At 60.2% G+C, this 18,529-nt stretch carries 17 protein-coding genes; 12 read left to right on the forward strand and 5 right to left on the reverse strand.

Annotation, left to right across the window (positions count from 1 at the left end):
• The 10 genes from AC11W3_RS08270 to AC11W3_RS08315 form a co-directional block, all read left to right on the forward strand.
• A partial coding sequence (locus AC11W3_RS08270) for an alpha/beta hydrolase (RefSeq protein WP_484092806.1) occupies nt 1-885 on the forward strand: 885 nt, incomplete at its 5' end.
• 13 nt (nt 886-898) lie between these two features.
• The gene (locus AC11W3_RS08275; RefSeq protein ID WP_484092807.1) at nt 899-1,669 is read left to right on the forward strand and encodes an MlaA family lipoprotein; all 771 of its coding nucleotides are present in this window, start codon (nt 899-901) and stop codon (nt 1,667-1,669) included.
• A 160-nt stretch (nt 1,670-1,829) separates the two neighbouring features.
• Nucleotides 1,830-2,672, forward strand: a complete 843-nt coding sequence (locus AC11W3_RS08280) for a DUF302 domain-containing protein (protein ID WP_484089402.1) — start codon at nt 1,830-1,832, stop codon at nt 2,670-2,672.
• A 137-nt stretch (nt 2,673-2,809) separates the two neighbouring features.
• Nucleotides 2,810-3,151 (forward strand): DUF488 domain-containing protein, encoded by a 342-nt coding sequence (locus tag AC11W3_RS08285; RefSeq protein WP_484089420.1) that lies wholly within the window; start codon nt 2,810-2,812, stop codon nt 3,149-3,151.
• Nucleotides 3,152-3,227: 76 nt separating this feature from the next.
• Complete coding sequence (locus AC11W3_RS08290) at nt 3,228-5,165, forward strand: aconitate hydratase (RefSeq protein WP_484092808.1); 1,938 nt, start codon at nt 3,228-3,230, stop codon at nt 5,163-5,165.
• On the forward strand, nt 5,158-6,135 hold the full coding sequence (gene pdhA, locus AC11W3_RS08295) for a pyruvate dehydrogenase (acetyl-transferring) E1 component subunit alpha (RefSeq protein WP_484092809.1): 978 nt from the start codon (nt 5,158-5,160) through the stop codon (nt 6,133-6,135). The genes AC11W3_RS08290 and pdhA overlap by 8 nt, the downstream gene beginning before the upstream one ends.
• Entirely contained in the window at nt 6,128-7,114 is a 987-nt protein-coding gene (locus AC11W3_RS08300; protein ID WP_484089405.1) for an alpha-ketoacid dehydrogenase subunit beta, read from the forward strand. Before pdhA ends, AC11W3_RS08300 begins: the two co-directional genes overlap by 8 nt.
• A gap of 9 nt (nt 7,115-7,123) precedes the next feature.
• The gene (locus tag AC11W3_RS08305) at nt 7,124-8,341 is read left to right on the forward strand and encodes a dihydrolipoamide acetyltransferase family protein (RefSeq protein ID WP_484092810.1); all 1,218 of its coding nucleotides are present in this window, start codon (nt 7,124-7,126) and stop codon (nt 8,339-8,341) included.
• 277 nt (nt 8,342-8,618) lie between these two features.
• Nucleotides 8,619-9,731, forward strand: coding sequence for an HD domain-containing phosphohydrolase (locus tag AC11W3_RS08310; protein WP_484089407.1), 1,113 nt, complete (start codon nt 8,619-8,621; stop codon nt 9,729-9,731).
• A 45-nt stretch (nt 9,732-9,776) separates the two neighbouring features.
• Entirely contained in the window at nt 9,777-10,175 is a 399-nt protein-coding gene (locus AC11W3_RS08315) for a response regulator (protein ID WP_484089408.1), read from the forward strand.
• 99 nt (nt 10,176-10,274) lie between these two features.
• Here AC11W3_RS08315 and AC11W3_RS08320 read toward each other — a convergent pair whose 3' ends face one another.
• Together AC11W3_RS08320 and AC11W3_RS08325 are read right to left on the reverse strand one after the other, a co-directional pair.
• A complete protein-coding gene (locus tag AC11W3_RS08320) occupies nt 10,275-11,405 on the reverse strand; it encodes a CapA family protein (RefSeq protein ID WP_484092811.1) in 1,131 nt (376 codons plus the stop codon).
• Nucleotides 11,406-11,691: 286 nt separating this feature from the next.
• On the reverse strand, nt 11,692-13,314 hold the full coding sequence (locus AC11W3_RS08325) for a methyl-accepting chemotaxis protein (RefSeq protein ID WP_484089410.1): 1,623 nt from the start codon (nt 13,312-13,314) through the stop codon (nt 11,692-11,694).
• A gap of 637 nt (nt 13,315-13,951) precedes the next feature.
• Between AC11W3_RS08325 and AC11W3_RS08330 the strand changes: the two genes are divergently transcribed.
• Complete coding sequence (locus AC11W3_RS08330; protein WP_484089411.1) at nt 13,952-14,452, forward strand: hypothetical protein; 501 nt, start codon at nt 13,952-13,954, stop codon at nt 14,450-14,452.
• A gap of 70 nt (nt 14,453-14,522) precedes the next feature.
• Here AC11W3_RS08330 and AC11W3_RS08335 read toward each other — a convergent pair whose 3' ends face one another.
• Nucleotides 14,523-15,383, reverse strand: coding sequence for a rhomboid family intramembrane serine protease (locus AC11W3_RS08335; protein WP_484089412.1), 861 nt, complete (start codon nt 15,381-15,383; stop codon nt 14,523-14,525).
• A gap of 265 nt (nt 15,384-15,648) precedes the next feature.
• Between AC11W3_RS08335 and AC11W3_RS08340 the strand changes: the two genes are divergently transcribed.
• The gene (locus AC11W3_RS08340; protein WP_484089413.1) at nt 15,649-16,995 is read left to right on the forward strand and encodes a phenylacetate--CoA ligase family protein; all 1,347 of its coding nucleotides are present in this window, start codon (nt 15,649-15,651) and stop codon (nt 16,993-16,995) included.
• 82 nt (nt 16,996-17,077) lie between these two features.
• Here the strand turns inward: AC11W3_RS08340 and AC11W3_RS08345 are convergent, their stop codons facing one another.
• Both AC11W3_RS08345 and AC11W3_RS08350 read right to left on the reverse strand, forming a co-directional pair.
• A complete protein-coding gene (locus AC11W3_RS08345) occupies nt 17,078-17,401 on the reverse strand; it encodes a cupin domain-containing protein (RefSeq protein ID WP_484092812.1) in 324 nt (107 codons plus the stop codon).
• Nucleotides 17,402-17,469: 68 nt separating this feature from the next.
• Nucleotides 17,470-18,507 (reverse strand): DMT family transporter, encoded by a 1,038-nt coding sequence (locus AC11W3_RS08350; RefSeq protein ID WP_484092813.1) that lies wholly within the window; start codon nt 18,505-18,507, stop codon nt 17,470-17,472.
• Nucleotides 18,508-18,529 lie beyond the last annotated feature (22 nt).

Raw genomic sequence — 18,529 nt, forward strand, 5'->3', positions numbered from 1 at the left:
AACGCCAACTTCATCATCTCCGCCTCCCGCAGCTGCGTGCCGGGCGATCTCGGCGAAGACGCAGCCGATATCTATCACGCCATGGAGGTGGCCTGGAAGGAGGTCAAGGGCGATATAGAGGTCTCCTCCTTCAACATCTGCGGCTACAGCCTTGGGGGCAACGATGCGGCCTTCGTGGCGAAGCTCGATGAGGAGCGGAAGGTCTTCAATTTCCGGAAGGTCCTGATGATAAACCCTTCCGTCAGCATCTACAGCTCGATTGCCAGGATCGAGGACCTGCTGGCAGCGGTTCCCGGCGGCCCGAAGCAGGAGGGGGTCTTCTTCAACAGGATGCTCTCCAAGTTCAGCGAGTTTTATCGCTACGGCAATTTCGTGGCACTGAACGACGACTTCCTCTACACGATGTACAATGAGCAGCTCTTTAACCGCGAAGAGACCGGAGGTCTGATCGGCCTGACCTTCCGCATCAATCTCGGCGGCATGGTCTTCGCCTCCGACGTGATGACCAACAGCGGCTACATCGTGCCGAAGAATCTGGTGCTGAGGCAAGGCGACTCCCTTTACGACTACTTCCTTGTTTCCTCGCACCTTAGCTTCTTCGACTATTTCAACGAGTATTTCTATCCCTATTTCCAGAGGAAGTATCCGGGGCTAACCAAGCAGGGACTGATCGACGCACAGAGCCTGAAAAGCATCGAGCCGTACCTGAATTCACCGAAGTTCGGCGTCGTGCTCAACGAGAACGATTTCATTGTGACCCAGGCGGAGGTCGATTATCTCAAGCGGCTCTTCGGCAACCGCGCCAAGGTCTACCCTCGCGGCGGCCACTTGGGAAACGTAGAATACAAGGACAACCTGGAGTACATGGTCGCTTTCTTCAGATGATCAGGAGGATGTCATGATCGCTCGTACCATCCTCGGTTTACTCATGCTCCTCTCGGTCACTGGGTGCGCCGCTACCAGGTCCGGTTCACCCGCTGAGGTGCCGGCGATGCACACGGTTGGCGAATTCAAGGACGAGCCGATCGCCTACATCTACGACCCCTGGGAATCTTTCAACCGCAACATGTACCGGTTCAACTTCTACTTCGACAAGTACCTCTTTCTTCCGGTGGTCAAAGGGTACGAATTCATCACCCCGGTCTTCCTCCAGGAGCGGATCACCAACTTCTATTACAACATCGAAGAGATCCGCAATCTCACCAACAGCATCTTCCAGCTGAAGGGGAAGGAGTCCGCCATTACGCTTGGCCGCTTCGTGACCAACACCACGCTCGGGCTGGGGGGGCTCTTCGATCCCGCGACCAAGTGGGGCCTGGAGAGACACCAGCAGGATTTCGGCAAGACGCTTGGGTACTGGGGGGTCGAGTCCGGGCCTTACCTGGTGCTTCCGATTTTCGGCCCGTCATCGGTGCGGGACACAGGGGGACTCGCGGTCGACGGCGGTATCAGGTACGGGATCTATACCGGCATCGACTCGCTCACCGGCTCATCCGACGACAGCTTCACCATTGCCACCGGGATAAACCTTCTTGAAGCCATAGACGCCCGGCACCTGATCGACTTCCGCTACTACGAGAGCGGCTATCCCTTCGAGTACTACATGGTCCGCTTCATCTATCACCAAAAGCGCGAACTCGAATCGGGGAGGCCTCTCACCCCCCGGTGACAGCCGGACAATCAGCCACACCGGAGCCCGCAGGCACGCGTTCTGCGGGCTTTTTGGTTGCCGCGGGGGAAGTATGGGGTAAAGTTATGGTGGACAAAGGCCCAGCCTTTCCCGGACCTTATTTGACAGCGAGCGTCAAAGACAGCGGGAGGTGCTAACGATGCGCAAGATCTCATACAGCAGCGAGGTGCATGCAGCGCTCGATACCGTATGGAAGCTCCTCATAGAGAAGGTGGAACAGCCTCAAGGTTACATGCCGGGTGTGGTGCAGTCCCGCATCCTGCAGCATTACGGCAACGGTGTCCTGCGCGAGATCAAGGGCGAGGGGATGCTGATAAAGGAGAAGGTGGTCATCGACAAGGCCCACGGGGAGGTCCACTACTTCCTGCTTGAGCACCCCCTTTTCTCCGGTAGGGTGGTGAACCGCGTGGTCCCGTCCTCGGTGCAGAGCCCCGTAGCACCCCAGGTGCTGACCATCGAGGTCGACTGGACACCGAAGGACGAGCACGCCGAGCAGCTGATCCAGAGCACCATCCCCGAACAGATACAGAGCGAGGTGCTGGCCCTGAAACAGCGGGCGGAGGCCATGGAAAGGGAAGAGGCCCAGCCTCTCACCACCCCCTACGCCTTCGGCCTCACCCTGGCCGTCCCCTTCGCCGATGCGCGCAGAAAGATCCAGGAGGAACTGCAGAAGGAAGGTTTCGGGATCCTTTCCGAGATCGACGTGAAGCAGAAGTTCCGCGAGAAGCTGCACAAGGAGTTCCGCAACTACCTGATCCTCGGCGCCTGCAATCCGGGACTGGCCTACCAGGCCTTCGGGGTGGAACTGAACGTGGGGACACTCCTTCCCTGCAACGTCGTCCTCTACTCGCTCTCCGACGCCCGCACCGTGGTCATGATCATGGACCCGGTAGCGGCACTTTCCCTGGTCGGTAACGACCAGTTGACGGAGCTGGCGGAAACGGTGAAGCAGAGCATGGAGAGAGTGCTGGCGGCTCTGTAGGTTCGGCAATTCCATCTTCTGCGCAGATCAATCCAGCTGTCCATCGAGAACCCAATGGTTATCCGCAGAACCCCGACTACCACACCGCGCTCGGGCGGCATCCTCCCCGGATGCCGCCGTGGCTTCAAGCCACGGTGATGCTCAGGATCAAGCGCGTATACGAGGAGCCCGCCCCTGCCGACGGCTTGCGCCTGCTGGTGGACCGGCTCTGGCCCAGGGGGCTTTCAAAGTCGCGGGCCCACGTCGACCGGTGGCTGAAGGAGATTGCGCCGAGCGATGAACTCCGTCACTGGTTCGGGCACGATCCGGCCAAGTGGCAGGAGTTCAGGAAGAGGTACCTCCAGGAGCTCGAAGGGCAGCGCCCGCTGCTGGAGGAGATCCGCGGTCTGGCCCGGGAGCGGACCGTGACCCTGCTCTTCGCAGCCCATGACACTGAGCGTAACAACGCGGTTGTGCTCAGGGAATTGGTCGAAAAGTAGTGCCAGACCGGAGGCAGGCGGTAACGCTGCGTCCGGTCTTTTTTATTATGACGCTGAGAGCTGAAGAGGAGGCCCAATGGGAAAAAATCTCGCCACCAAGATAATGGAAGCTCACCTCGTGGAAGGTGAGCTCGCACCCGGTCGGGAAATAGCGCTGAAGATCGACCAGACCCTTTTGCAGGACGCAACCGGCACCATGGCCATGCTGGAATTCATGGCCACCGGCCTGGAGCGGGTCAAGGTCGGTCTCGCGGCCCAGTACATAGACCACAACCTGCTGCAGACCGACAACAAGAACGCCGACGACCATGTCTTTCTCGCCACCGCGGCCCGGAAGTTCGGGGTCAATCTCTCCAAGCCCGGCAACGGCGTCTCCCACCAGGTCCATCTGGAGCGCTTCGGCGTCCCCGGCACCACCCTGCTCGGCGCCGACTCTCATACCCCGACGGCGGCCGGGATGGGGCAGCTGGCCATCGGCGCCGGGGGGTTGGACGTGGCGCTGGCCATGGCCGGCCACCCCTTCCATCTCACCTGCCCGCGTATCTGGGGGATAAAACTGACGGGACAGCTGCAGCCGTGGGTCTCGGGGAAGGACGTCATCCTGGAGATGCTCCGGCGGCACACGGTCAAGGGGGGCGTCGGGAAGATCATCGAATACTACGGCCCCGGTGTCGCGACTTTATCCGCCACCGACCGCGCCACCATCGGCAACATGGGTGCCGAGCTCGGCGCCACCAGTACGGTTTTCCCCAGCGACGACCAGACCCTGGCCTTCCTCAAGGCCCAGGGGCGAGCGGACGTCTGGCGGGAGCTTGCCGCCGATCCGGACGCCACTTACGACGAATACGACGAGATCGACCTCTCGAAGGTGGAGCCGCTCATCGCCTGCCCGTCATCGCCCGACAACGTGGTGCGGGTGGCCGATATCGAAGGGCTCAAGGTTGACCAGGTGATCGTGGGGAGCTCGGTGAATTCATCCTTCCGGGACCTGATGACGGTCTGCAAGATCCTGGAGGACCGCAAGATCGCCCCCAACCTGACCTTCCACATCAATCCCGGAAGCCGTCAGGTGCTGGAGAACGTGGTCGCCCACGGCGGCTTCATCATGCTCCTCTTGGCCGGAGGGCAGGTGCACCAGCCGGGCTGCCTCGGCTGCATCGGCATGGGGCAGGCTCCGGGAACGAACCAGGTCTCGCTCAGGACCTTCCCCAGGAACTTCCCGGGGCGAAGCGGCACCAAGGAAGACCGGGTCTACCTCTGCTCCCCCGAGACCGCGGCGGCGGCCGGTGTGTACGGCGTGGTAACCGACCCGCGCAAGCTCGCCGAACTCCTCCCCTGGCCGGCCGTTCAGAACCCCGGGCAGTACCTCGTTGACGACGCGGGCATCGAGTTCCCTCCCGAGGATGGCGGCGCCGTGGAGATCGTGATGGGACCCAACATCAAGCCCTTCCCGGAGTTCGACCCGCTCCCGGACAGCCTGGAGCTCGAGGTCGTCATCAAGGTGGGGGACAACATCTCCACCGACACCATCATGCCGGCCGGCAACAAGGTCCTTCCCTTCCGCAGCAACATTCCCGCCATCAGCAGGTTCGTCTTCGAGCAGATCGATCCCGAATTCGCCGGCCGGGCGCAGGAAAAGAAGCAGAGCGCGGTGGTGGGTGGCGAGAACTACGGGCAGGGGTCATCCCGGGAGCACGCTGCGCTGGCGCCTCGCTACCTCGGCGTTCGCGCCAAGATCGCCAAGAGCTTCGCCAGGATCCATCGCTCCAACCTGATCAACTACGGCATCCTCCCCCTTACCTTCAAGGATCCGGCAGATTACGAGCGCCTCAAGGAGGGCGACCGCCTGCGGCTTGCGGGCGTGCGGGCGCTGGTACAAAGCGGCGCGAAGGAGATACCGGTCAAGGTCGACGGCTCCGAGATGATCACGCTCCTCGATGCCTCCGATCGCGAACGCCAGGAGCTCCTTGCGGGGGGGCTGCTCAATTTCGTGAAGGAGGAGAGCCATGGATGAGAACCTAAAGGAGCTATTCCCTGACGGGGAGCTGATCAGGTTCTACGAGCAGATGGTGCTCTGCCGCGAGTTCGAGGAGAGCTGCGCCGAGCAGTACGCAAAGGGGGAGATCACCGGCTTCCTGCACCTCTACTCCGGACAGGAGGCGGTGGCTGTCGGCTGCACCGCGGCGCTCACCAGGGACGACTACATCCTCTCCACCTACCGCGACCATGCCCAGGCCATCGTGCGCGGGGTCGATCCGAAGAAGGTGATGGCCGAACTCTTCGGCAGGGCAACCGGCCTTTGCAAGGGGAAGGGGGGGTCGATGCACCTCTTCGCCCCGGAGCTGAACTTCATGGGCGGCTACGCCATCGTCGGCGGCCAGTTCCCGATCGCCGTGGGGCTTGCCTGGTCAACCCGCCTCAAGAACGAGGAGCGGATTACCGCCTGTTTCTTCGGCGACGGCTCGATGAACCAGGGGACCTTCCACGAATCGCTCAACTGGGCGAGACTTTGGGAGCTGCCGATACTCTTCATCTGCGAGAACAACTTCTACGGCATCGGGACCGAGGTCCACCGCGCCTCGGCCCAGTCCGCCCTGCACCGGCGCACCTGCGGCTATGACATCCCCAGCGAAAAGGTCGACGGCATGGATGTGATCGCCATGTACCAGGCGACCAGGCGCGCGGCGGCCTGGGTCAGGGAGAGGCAGCGGCCGTACTTCATCGAAGCCGTCACCTACCGTTTCCGCGGGCACTCCATGTCCGATCCGGCCCTCTACCGCAGCTCCGCCGAGCGCGATGTCTGGAAGAACCGCGATCCGATCCCGAATCTGGGCCGGCGCCTGGTCGAGGAGGGGATGGCGACCCAGGCACATCTGGAGGAGATCCGCGAACGATGCGTAGCACAGGTGGGTGAGGCGGTCACTTTTGCCTCCCAGTCGCCGTGGCCCGAGGACGACCAGATCTGGGAGGATATCTATGTCTGAGATGACCTACCGGGATGCCATCAATCTGGCGCTCAAGGAGGAGATGCGCCGCGACGCCACGGTAGTCACCTACGGAGAGGACGTGGCCCTCTACGAGGGGGCCTTCAAGGTGACACGTGGGCTGCTGTCGGAGTTCGGCGAGGAGCGGGTGCGGGACTGCCCGATATCGGAAAACACCATAGTCGGTGTGGCCGTGGGCGCGGCCATGGGGGGCGTCAGGCCGGTGGCCGAGCTGATGACCGTGAACTTCGCCCTTTTGGCCATGGACCAGATCGTCAACCACATGGCCAAGGTGCGCTACATGTTCGGCGGCCAGGTCTTCCTCCCGATGGTGATCAGGATGCCCGGAGGGGGCGGAAGCCAGCTCGGCGCCCAGCACTCCCAGAGCCTCGAGACCTACTTCATGCACTGCCCGGGGATGAGGGTGGCCTACCCGGCGACCCCCGCCGACGCCAAGGGGCTCCTCAAGACGGCGATAAGGGAGAACAACCCGGTCATCTACCTGGAGCATGAACTCCTCTACAACAGCAAGGGGGAGGTCTCCGAAGACCCCGAATTCCTGGTCCCCTTCGGGAAGGCCTCGGTGATGCGGGATGGCTCCGCCGTCACCATGGTCGGCTACGGGCGTATGGCCATACTCTGCCTGCAGGCGGCCCAGTTCCTCGAGAAGGAGGGGATCTCCTGCGAGGTGATCGACCTGCGCACCCTGAGCCCGCTGGACATGGAGACCGTGCTCGCCTCGGTGATCAAGACCGGCCGAGCCATGGTGGTGGAGGAATGCTGGAGGACGGCGGGGCTCGGCGGCGACATCGCCTCCCGCATCTACGACCGCTGCTTCGACACGCTGCTGGCCCCGGTGCGGAGGATCTCCGGTCTTGACGTGCCCATGCCCTACTCGCGCAAGATCGAGAAGGCCTGCATCCCCCAGGTCGACGGGATCGCGCAGGGCGTCCGCGACCTTATCAACGACTCTTACTGAGGAGCCGCCATGAACGAAATCGTCATGCCCAAACTTTCCGATACCATGACCGAAGGGAGAGTGGTCTCCTGGAAGAAAAGGGTGGGGGAGGAGGTTCGCCGCGGGGAGGTGCTGGCCGAGGTCGAGACCGACAAGGCGAACATGGAGCTCGAGGCCTTTGTATCCGGGGTGCTGCTGGAAATAAAGGTGCAGGCGGGAGAGCTGGCAGCGGTCGGCTCGGTCATCGCCCTGATCGGCAAGCCTGAAGAAAAGGGGGGAGAGGGTGAAGAAGAGGCACCGATGAAGCCCGGTGGCGGCGAAACCATCCCTGCCGCTCAGCCGGCACCGGTTGGGGCCCCTCCACCGCAAGGTCGGGAGAAGGCGGCCCCGGTGGTCCGACGGCGTGCGCGGGAACTGGGGATCGACCTCAGCCTGGTCAAAGGGAGCGGCCCCGACGGCCGCATTCTGCTGCAGGACCTCGATGGGCGTAAAGGCGCTCCGGCAGAGCCTGCACGGCCGGCAGCACCCGCCGAAGAGCCGAAACCCGCTCCTCCTGCCGCCAAGGCCCCGCTGGAAGAGGGGATCGAGGCCATGCCGAGGCTTCGCGCGGCAGTGGCGAAGACCGTAACCGAGTCCTGGCGCTCCATTCCGCACTTCACGGTGACCATGGAAATAATGATGGACGACGCCATGTCCATGCGGCGCCAGCTTAAGGAGAGCGGCATCGCCGTCACTGTCAACGACATGGTGGTCAAGGCTGTCTCCCTAGCTCTTCAGCTCTTCCCGCAATACAACGCGTCGCTGGCCGCCGACGGCATGCATCTCCGCGGGGAGGTCAATGTTGGCGTTGCTGTCGGGGTAAAGGACGGAGTCCTGATCCCGGTGATCCAGGGATGCCAGCACCTTTCATTGCAGGAGCTCTCGCAAAAGAGCCGGGAACTTGCCGAGCGCGCCCGCTCCGGAGCCCTGGCCGAGCAGGAGATGGGGGGGGGCACCTTCTCCGTCTCAAACCTCGGGATGCACGGCGTCAGCCACTTCACCGCGATCATCTACCCGTCTCATTCAGGCGTTTTGGCCGTCGGGGCCGTGGCCGACACGGTCGTAGTCCGGGGCGGGGCGCCTGCCGTCGCCAAGGTCATGAAGGTCACCCTCTGCTCCGACCATAGGATGGTCGACGGTGTCTATGCCGCCGAATTCCTGGTCGAGCTGAAGCGTATCCTGGAGAATCCCGTGCGGCTGCTGATCTGACCTCTCGTTGAAGGTTTACTGTTGCGCCAGAAGAGGGCGGGGACCTTGATCCCGCTCTCTTTCTGCTTGAGCCATACCCCCCGCCGGCCATCACGATCCCACCTTAATTTCCTCTCTCATTAATTGCCTAAAGCCCTGCTCCTGGCTGCCGATAACACAAAAGCGCCGCCGTATCCATCTCATCAGCACTGCAGGACCCTGCTGGTGGAGTTGAAAGCCGGCGGCCGTGCGGGCTTCCTCTTGTGAAAGTCGCGCTGGAAAACCTTGAGGGACTTATATGATCGAAGCGGTAAAAATACTTGCTGTCGACGATGTAGAGATGAACCTGGAGATGCTGGAGTATATGCTCTCGGGAATGGATGCCACCGTTTTAAAGGCATCGAACGGGGTGCAGGCGCTGGAGGTGCTCCGCTCCAATACGGACACCGACACGATCCTGCTGGACCTGGGTATGCCGGTGATGAACGGCTTCGAGCTTCTGTGCGTCTTGAAAGAAGACGAGCGCTATTGCGACATCCCCGTAATCGTTGTCACCTCTGACAGCAACGAGGTACTCCGCTCGCTGTCGCTTGGCGCCAACGACTTCCTGACCAAACCGTACAACCCCGAGGAGTTGAGGCTGAGGGTCAGGAACCACCTCCGCAGCAAGAAGCTTCTCGATATATCCAACTTGATGAGCGCGGCCCTGGAGCAGGAAGTCATCCGCAAGACCGCCGACCTCAGGCACGCGCTGGCATTTTCGCGCAGGACCGAGTACGAGATCTCGCTGCGTCTCGGCAAGGCAGCCGAATTCCGGGACGTGGAAACTGGTCTTCACACCAAGCGCATCAGCGAGTTCTCCAACCTCCTGGGAAAGCTCGCGGGGCTCTCGGACAAGGCCTGCGAAGTGCTGCGCTATTCATCACCGCTGCACGACGTCGGCAAGATCGGGATACCTGATCGCATCCTCCTGAAACCGGGGAAGCTCGATCCCGAGGAGTTGCGCATCATGCAGCTCCATACCGTCATCGGCGGGAAGATCCTCTCCTCCGCCGGTCCCTATCCCGTCATAGCCGCCGGGCATATCATCGCCCTGCAACATCATGAGAAGTGGGACGGCAGCGGCTATCCATACGGATTGTCAGGGAGGAACATCCATATCTTCGGCAGGATCGTGATGGTGGTGGACGTATTTGACGCCCTGTTGTCAGAGAGGCCATACAAGAAGGCCTTCACCATCGAAGGAGCCGTGCAGATAATGAGGGACGGCTGCGGCACCTTCTTCGATCCCAGGCTGCTTGGGCTCTTTCTGGACAATCTCGCGCTCTTCACCACGCTCAGGGAGGAGTTTCAGGACATCGGTCAGGCCCATTTGCTGGACGAATCGATGCAGTTCGACGCCTTGAGGTGAGACGGGCGCAGGCGAAAACGAAGGAAATGAGAGGCTGGGGGGAACATGCTGAAGTGTCTCGTGGTGGATGATGAAGTATTCTGCAGGGAATTCGTTGCTACCTTGATAAAGTCGGTAGCTGACTGCCACCAGGCAAAAAACGGAGGGGAGGCCCTCGAGAAGTATCGATCGGCCCGGGAAAAGGACCAGCCGTACGATGTCATCATTATGGACATCATGATGCCAGGCCTTAGCGGGCACGAGACGGTCGAGGCCATCAGGTCACTGGAACAGGAGCAAAAGCCAGAGAAGGCGGTGGACATCGTCATGCTCACCGCCCTCAACTCCTCCAACGAGGCCATCGAGTCCTTCTGCCAGGCCCACTGCGCATCCTACCTGGTGAAGCCAGTCTCGAAGGACGGGCTCTTCAACGTGATGTCCAAGCTGGGACACCTCCGGCGTTGACCCCTTGCCGGGAGCTAGATCTCAGCCGCTCCCCTGCAACCATACCTCTATTCCCTCTCCCGCAGGGCTACGGAGAGGGAATCCGCCGTCCCCCCCTTCTCAAAGGGGGGACAAGGGGGATTGCAGCTCCAGCGCGCCGTCCTCCGTCACCTTTACTGACGACCCGAATTTCTTTCCTTCCCTTTTGAGGGTCTCCTCCAGCCACTCCCTGTCTGAAGCTGTTGCGTGCTGGATCTGGAAACACCGCATCCGTGTCGGGATCATGGTCAGCTTCGCCAGTTCCCCGCTTGCAGGATCGAGGTCGGCGAAGTACATGAGGCTGAGGTCTCCCCGGAAGAACTCGTAGCCTCTGATTCCTTCATAATCGTTGAGGAAATCGCCGCATCCGTAGAGGATCAGCCTCCCGCGGTAGACCTCGATTCCCATTACGTGGTGTGATGAATGCCCATATACGACGTCCACCCCCGCCGTATCTACCAGCCGGTGCGCGAACTGCCTTTCCTCCTCCGCGACTGCGAAGCCCCAGTTTTCCCCCCAGTGCAGTGAAGCGATCACGATGTCCCCAGCCCTTTTAATCCCTGTGATTTGCGCCGCGACTTTGGAGACGGATGATGAGGAAAGATCGGCGAGGAAATTGACCCCGGCCTTTGAGTGCTTGGCCCTCCATCCCCTCGGGACGCCGCTCGACTCGAGCCCGAAGCTGAAGAGGAGCACCCTTCCTTTTCCGGGTACTGTCAATTCTGCCGGTGTCGCCGCCTCCTGGTCATTCCTTCCCGCCCCGGCAGTTTTTATCCCCGCAGCATGCAACACCTCCAGTGTCTCCTCCAGCCCCGGGTATCCCCAGTCGACGACGTGATTGTTGGCCAGGGCGCAGGCATCGATCCCGGCGGCCGATAGACAGGGGATGTTCGAAGGATGCATCCGGTAGTTGATCCCTTTCCCTTCCCAGCATTCGTCGCTCCGGGTGATGCTCGTCTCGAGGTTTATGATCCGCAGGTCAGGCGATATTTTTTCCCACACCGAGATGGCATCCCCCCAGGGGTAGGCGAAGTCGACGGGGGTGTGTATCGGGCCGGAGCGGCGCTGTGCGAGTACCACGTAACCGCGGGCGTCCTGCAGGTAGGACTCGTAGATCTGCGGGCTGCTGGGGTAGGGCAGGATCTGGTCGATCCCCCTCCCGGTCATGACGTCACCGCACAGGAAGATTGTTGTGATGGGCCCGTCTCTCATCCGACCTCCTTCAGGTTGTGCCTTTCCCCCCCTTGACAAAGCGGGAAGGGGGGATTTGGTTTGTTTGAGCTGGCAATATCCCACACTCTGAAGCCGAGTACCAAGCCCCCCGAAGCGTCCCCCCCTTGTCAAAGGGGGGACAGGGGGGATTCGCCTCTGTCCGACCTGGCAGAGTGGATCTATGGTGTTGCAGTACCTTTGTTTTGGACATAGCTCCATAACAAAAAGCCGGCGTGGGTGCTTGTCGCTCCACGCCGGCTTTCAAACGGTCTTTAGACGTTGAGCCTTAGCTGATCTTGAACTGCGTGACCAGTGTACTCAGGTCATCCGAGAGACTCGCCAGTTGCGCTGCCGCCACCGAGGAATCCTGCGATCCCTGCGCGGTCCGCTGCACGACGTCCGATATCTGGGTGATGTTGCCGGTGATCTCGCTGATGGTCGCCGTCTGTTCTTCGGCGGCGGTCGCTATCTGGTTCACCTGCATGCTCACCGCGTTGATCTGGTCAAGAATCTCCTGCAGCGCGCTGCCGGACTTCGCCGCCTCTTCAGTTCCCTGCTTCACCTCCCGCACACCCTCTTCCATGGCCTGCACCGCACCCTTGGTCTCGCCCTGGATCGCCTTGATCATCTCGCTTATCTCCCGCGTTGCCTTCGTCGTCCGCTCTGCCAGTGCCCGCACCTCGTCGGCGACGACCGCGAACCCTCGTCCCTGTTCCCCTGCCCGCGCCGCCTCGATGGCCGCGTTCAGGGCCAGCAGGTTGGTCTGATCCGCGATGTCCTCGATGGTACCGACGATGGCTCCGATCTGGTCGGAACGGTCACCGAGGCTTTCTACCGTGCGGGAGGTTGCATTGACCCGCTCCGCGATCCGGTTCATGATCTCGACCGTCTGGGCCACGACCTTGGCGCCGCTCTCGGCTGCGCTGCTGGCTTGCTGAGAGTTGCGGGCTGCTTCATGACAGTTGCGGGCGATATCGTTCGAGGTTGCCGACATCTCCTCGCTTGCCGTCGCCACCGTCTGGGTCTGGAGCGCCACCTGCTCGGCGCCGCTGGCCATCTGCTCGGAAGTCGCGTGGAGCTCGGTCGATGATGTGGCGATGCTGGCAGAGATGTCGGAGGTTTGCGAGACGATGTCCCTCAGGTTCTGCACCATGTTCCCCATGGCGGCCATCAACTGTCCAGTCTCGGTGCTGTCGACGCCGGTTACCTCGACCGTCAGATCCCTTTCGGCAATCTTGTCGGCGGTGGATACGGCGGCATTGAGGGGCTTGGTGATACTGGTGACGATCCAGTAAATGACGGCGGCTGCAATCGCCAGTGATGCCAGTACCAGGGCGATAATGGTCATTCGTGCCGTCTTCACGCTGTTCATGGTATTGGCGCCATCGAGCCTCGCCCCTTCATGGATATAGGTGTCGAGGTCCGCCAGAGCCGACTGATACGCCGACCGTAGAGGCTTCAGCTCACTGATAGCCTTTTGTGCCTCGGCCCTCTTGCCCTCATTGAGGAGTGCCACGATCTTCCCGCGGATGGAGAGGTAAGCCGCCCTCTTGTTGGTGATGGCCTGCAGCAGCGCCTTCTCCTTGTCCGTGGTCAGGGAGGTTTTCAGCTTCTCCATGCTCTCCGACATCGCCTTCTGGTTATTGCCCATAGCGGCAATCTCGGAACGGACAGTCTCGGGGGCGTCGGCCATTATTGCTTCATCCATATGGAGCGCGTTGTTGGCGATATCGAGGCTGATCTGGGCCACGCTCTTCATTTGAGGGATCTGCGACTCCAGCAAGTTACGAACATTTGCGTTGAGCGACGATATGGCATAGAACGCTGTGAGTGCTACTACTGCGGAAGTAAGGACGATGATGCCAAAGCCGATGATTAGTTTCATTCTGATCTTCAGGTCTGTTTTCATTTCTTTTACCTCCGCTCTTTTCAATACCTGGAAATGCCGTTTATAATAAATAAAAAGGAAAAAGTCGTGGCACTAATGAGGGTAAGGCAGCCTTTTAAACGAATATCTGTTCGAGTAGCTGGTATGTGAGTATCCACAAGGGTTTAGTATAATGTGCGTCAACTAACTGTCAAGCCGACTCCTCTCCATGGCACACGGCTTGGGACGATCTTTCCTCTGGCTCAAAAACGGTTTATAACAGGCATGGACTGTGAATGTTCAAGATGGTATTTCTGTCATAGAATGACATTGCTATATATAAAGTGGGGGCGTTGCAGTTATTACAACTGTAATTGGTGGTGGTTGCTTCGAAGTAGTATTGCTTCTGACAGGTGTGATGAGGGAGCACACGGTTTGCTTAGAACTTTGTCTCGTGTTAGATTCAGGGGCATTTAATTCCACATGGCCAACTCATCGCCGTCTGCCAGGCTCTAGCTTTTCGGACCGGGAAACCACTTCCGTTCCTGTAAGCTGGCCCTGGTGTGAGCGAAAAGTTGTACTGGAAGCAATTGCTGATACATTAACTTCTTGAGTGCATCGCCTACGCAGGGATCGGGAGCTTCGCCGCTCCCGCACTTCGAGGATTCGTGGAGGTGTCATGGTCAGGAAAAATATGAAAGTCACGCATCGCATCCTGCTGGGCGGACTCTTACTCGCAGGCGCGATGTTCAATGAAGCAGCAGCCGAGGTCAACGTCAATGTAAACCTGGGACCACCTCCCATAGTGGTGAGGGAGCCTCCCGAGGTGGTGCTGGTCCCGGGGTCGCAGGTTTATTTCGTTCCTGAGGTGGACTACGATGTCTTTTACTACAACGGGTACTGGTGGTCACCGCGCGGCGATCGCTGGTACAGGTCCCGCGCCTACGAGGGGCCGTGGCGTGGGGTCTCGCGTCGCATTGTCCCGCCCCCGGTCTACCGGGTGCCGAGGGATTACCGGCGGGCCTACATGCATGAGCGTCATATCCCGTATGGGCAGTGGAAGAAAGGCAGGAGGGATTACGACCGGGGCAGGGAAGAGAGGCATGGCGGCCCCCCTCGGGAACGTGGCGAACATCCGGGCGACCGTGGTGAGCATCGCGGCCACGGCCACCGCGACTGACTTCGGTCAGAGCAGATAGCAGCAAAGCGATGCGGGGGAGGGAACTCCTCCGCATCATTTTTTGTGACCTTCAATTTGCCGCCCTGAGCGCGGCCCACCACGCTGCCAGTACAACACCCCCGCTGGATAGGGCCAAGACGGCGTTCAGCACCCGCCGTGGACGCCCCAGGTAGCCGAGCATCAGCTCGGTGATCATTCCCAAACCAAACCCGAAGACAAAGCCGAAGAGATGGGCGCCGAGATCGGTGTTCTTTCCCTCTGTCCCGAGCAATGCCAGTAGCGACAGCGCCGCCGCGACGGGTAGGGGCCACTTCCTGCGCAGGTGATGCCGGTATCGCATGAGGCTGATAGCGCCCAGGATGCCGACCGCGCCGAAGACGGCCGTCGAGGATCCGACCGCGTTATGACCTCGAAGCTGCAGATAGGAGTTTGCCAGGTTGCCGAGCATGCCGGAGGCGAGGAGGAGGGTCCATGCCAGGCCCGAGCCGACATCGCGGCATAGGTAGACTACGAAGATGCCGCCGATGGCGAGGTTGCTGAAGAGGTGCAGCCAGTCGGCATGGAGGGTGAGGGCGGTAGCCAGTCGCCACCACTGCCCGTCCTGGATCTCGCCGGCCTGGGCGCTGCCGATATCGAGCCAGTCGATGGAGTGGTGTCCGAGGACGGTGATGTCGAGGGCTGTGATGTTGTGAAAGATCGCGAGCAGCAGGAGGATGCAGATGGTGGGCAGGGTATTTTCGATCATCGGGCGGACCGGCGGCAGGTGCGGGGGCCAGTTGCGGTTTTCCTCCACGAATTGCCGCAGCTCCCGGCAGGCGGCCTCGTACCGGGAAGCCGGGACCAGCAACTCCCACCCCGATTCCGTGGGCTCCATCCGATGCTCCACAGAGCGCGCCTCCAGCACCAGCGCCCACAGTCGGGCACGCTTCAACGGGAGGACACTTCCTTCCGAGGCATCGATTCGCCCCGCCGGGATCGTCAGCCACGGCTCATCGGGCGGGTCCCTATGTTCCGGCTCCACATTCATGAATGGGAGTATGCCACAAAGTTAATTACCTGTCAGTCAGCTTGTTGAATGGTTGTTATAATACTAAATGGAGTTCGGAAACGAAGCTGTGGCTGACGGAGAACTCACAGCTACCAGTCCGATCCTCCTGGTCGTGAGGTGAAGTCACTGAAAAGCAAAGAGGTGACCTATGCAGCAACTTATGGCCAAGCATTTCGTCATATACCCGGTTCATTACCTGCGTAAGGAGTTCGTGGCCTCTCATCTCGAGGAGGTCAAACTGATACACAACTCGAACAAGGACCTGATCAAAAACCACCAGACAGAACGGTTATGCCGTGTGCTGCGTGCCGCCGGCGACTCCGGAATCCCCCTGTACCGCGACCTTAGCCGGCTCAGGTCCGCCCTGAACCCTGAAGACGTACACCAGGTGATGGAACAGCTACCTCTGGTCAGCAAAGAGATGCTGCGCGAGGCTGCAAAAGAAGACAGCAGGCGCCCGCTCCTCCTTACCGGGCTCCACCTCGACCACAGGTCGACCAGCGGTTCCACGGGAATGCCCTTGCAGTTCTACAAGGATCGCCTCGCCACCGGCTACATGGAATCGGTGCTCTATGAGGCCCACGGCTGGCATGGCATCAGGATCGGCGACCGGCAGGCGCGCTTTTGGGGGAGGCCGGTGGGGTTCCAGGGTGAGATGCTGGCTCGAACAAAGGATCTCCTCAAGAACCGCATCCGTTTTTCGGCGTTCGATCTCACCAAGGAGGCGAAGAAAGCGTTTCACTCGCGCCTTAGCCGGTTCAACCCGAGCTACTTCTATGGCTATCCCAGCCTGATAGCGGACTTCTGCCGCTCCATGACGGAGGAGGGGATGGACCTGAGTTCCTTAAATCTTAAAGCGGTCATTGGGACTGGTGAGTATGTCTACCCGGCGGAAAAGAATGTCATCACTGCAGCAACGGGCGCGCCCTTCAGAAGCGAGTACGGGTGCACGGAGATTGGCTTGGTAGGGTTCGAGTGCCAGCATGGCAGCATGCACCTGATGGCGTCCAACGTGTACCTTGAGGTCATCAAAGACGGGAAGAGGGTGATCGATCGGGAGGGTGATATCTACGTGACCGAGCTCAATGCCACTCATTTCCCGTTCATCAGGTACGGCCTGGGGGACCGGGGGATGATCATGAGCAAGCAGTGTGCGTGCCGCAGAGAGTTGCCCGTACTGCAGATACTGTCAGGCAGAAGGGATGATTATGTGATCACCCCCAACGGTGACAAGGTCTATGACGCGATATTCGCCTATGTCCTGAAAAAAGGGATCAAGCAATTCAAGGCTGTGCAGAAAAGGCGGGACCTGATCGAGATATTCGTCAGGGTCGACGGGGACTTTAACAAGCAGCTCGGGCGACATTATGTGACTGAGCTGAAAAAGCATCTCTCTCCCTCCATGACCATCATCCTGAACCAGGTAGAGGTCATCGAAAGGTCGAATTCGGGGAAGCTCAGATACTTCGAAAGGGAGTTCGAGGAGGACGTGTAGTCGGAGATCGTCCTTGTAAGGCTCCCACTCATAGTCCGGCTGCAGTCTTGAGAAGAAGTTGCCTCGCCAGCACGACTGCCTGCTAGGGCAGATAATCCTCCCTCACCGGTGAGAAGACCTCGATCGCCACCGAGTCCTCGATAATCTCCGCCCCGTGCAGCACCCCTCCGGGAATACACCAGCTGTCCCCGGGCATTACATCATGAACGCCATCACCGATGGTCAGCCGGATCTGACCCTTGACCAGGTACCCGGTCTGCTCGTGGGGATGGGAGTGAAGAGGCAGCACACAATCCCTCCCCAGCACAAACTCCACCATCAGGGAGTTCTCCCCGTGCACCAGCGTCCTCTGCCTGATTCCCGCCAACACTTCCCTATACCCGGTAGTGCTCTGCTTCTCGAACATGTTATTCCCCTTCCTTTTATTGTGCCTGGCCAGTGCATTCCCCGTCAGGATACTTTCCGTGACCGAGGTCAGTGATCATGCCTGTGGTGAATGTCAGGCCAATGAACGTGTGAGTGCGTCAGCTGGGCATGGACATGGAAGTGCTCATGCTGGCCGCCATCCTCGTTGTCTTCATGTTCATGCAGGTGATGCTCGTCATGAGTATGTGGGTGGGCATGCGCCTGCGCGTCATGGCTGTGGTTGTGCCTGTGGACCTCACTGTAGAGCAGGACGATGCCGGCGACCATCAAGGTCGTGGCCAACCAGTATGGTGCGGGTGGGCGCTCACCAAGAAGTGCCACGGAGAGGAGGGTGCCGACAAAGGGGCCGGTGGCAAAAAAGGTCGCGGTCCTGGCTGCCCCGATCTTCCGCAGAGCTTCGACAAAGAGGACGAGGCTCAGGCCGTAACTCAAGGCGCCGATGGCCAACGCCCCGCAGATCTGCCATCCCGTCACCGGTCCCGATGTGAAAACAAGCGCCAGGGTTATGGAGAAAGTTCCCGCCGCGAACCCCTTAACCGAGGCCAGGACCGCCGATGACAGTTCCCGAACGTCCCGTGTGAGGTTGTTATCGATCCCCCAGAAGATGCAAGCAAGGATGACGAGCAGACCTGAAATTGAAAAAGCCGGCCCGCCTCCTGTTTTGAAGACCACGATGAAGGCTCCGATCAGGATAAGGACCTTCCCGGACCAAACATATGGCCCGATGTATTCCTTGAAGACCAGCCAGGCGATCAGCGTGGTGGCCACCGTCTCCATGTTCAGCAGAAGCGATACCTCGGAGGCCGTTCCGTATTTGATGCCGTAGGCGAGGCATAGCGGGGCGACGACACCGCCACACACGATGGCTCCAATCAGCTTCATGCGGTGCCGGGTGGGGAGCTCTCTCAGTTCCGCGAGGGAGCTTTTCCGCTGGAAGAGCAGGGGGAGTTGCAGGCCGACTCCTGAGCCGAGGTAGAGCAGACCTGCCAGAAGTGCCGGTGACATGTCACCTATAAATATCTTGCAGAAGACAGGCGACACGCCGAACAAAACGGCGGCCAGCATGGCAAGAAGTTGTCCCGAGATCGCAGGCTGTGAAGGTTTCTGG

The sequence above is a fragment of the Geomonas sp. genome (genome assembly GCF_056994735.1).